The sequence below is a fragment of the Calderihabitans maritimus genome (genome assembly GCF_002207765.1).
Taxonomy (GTDB): Bacteria; Bacillota; KKC1; order Calderihabitantales; family Calderihabitantaceae; genus Calderihabitans; species Calderihabitans maritimus.
The window spans coordinates 1-566 of record NZ_BDGJ01000188.1; the positions used below are offsets into that span (position 1 = coordinate 1).

The window sequence follows — 566 nt, forward strand, 5'->3', positions numbered from 1 at the left end:
AACACCTTGTCAGCATCATAGTAACGCTTTTCTTTCCCCAGGGTGAACATCACTCGTAGCAGCTTGTTGCAAATAGCTATCAGAGCCTGTTTCTTTTTCAGGGGATTTTGTGGCCTGGTTGTCAGGTAACGGTATAATGCTTTGAATTCCTGATTTTTTGCTACCAGGGTAAGGCTGGCCTGGTATAAAAGATTCCTGAGCCCGGATCGCCCTCGTTTGGAGATGGTTCTGACCCCTTTTTTCTGGCCAGAGCTCTGTTCCACCAGGTTAAGCCCGGCAATCTTTTGTAGTTGACGCCAGTGCCCGTAGTGGGTTAACTCTCCCACTTCGCCTAGAAAACCTGCTGCGGTTACTGGGCCAATGCCAGGTATGCTCAGAAGGTATTCGGCCAGTCCGGTTTCTCTTAGGGCTTTCTCCATCGCTGTTTCAATCTGTTCTAGTTTGGTTTTGTATAAGTCTATTTCATCCAGAATATTTATTAGCCTTATCCGGGCTCCTGTTATCCCTGCCGTTATACCTACCGAGTTTTCCGCTGCTTCCTTGAGTATTCCGGCACGTCTCAAACC

The 566-nt window shown here is 47.9% G+C and carries 1 protein-coding gene; it reads right to left on the minus strand.

The annotated features are described in order from the left end of the window. On the minus strand, positions 1-566 hold a 566-nt coding region (locus tag KKC1_RS13580), incomplete at both ends, for a transposase (protein ID WP_143288763.1).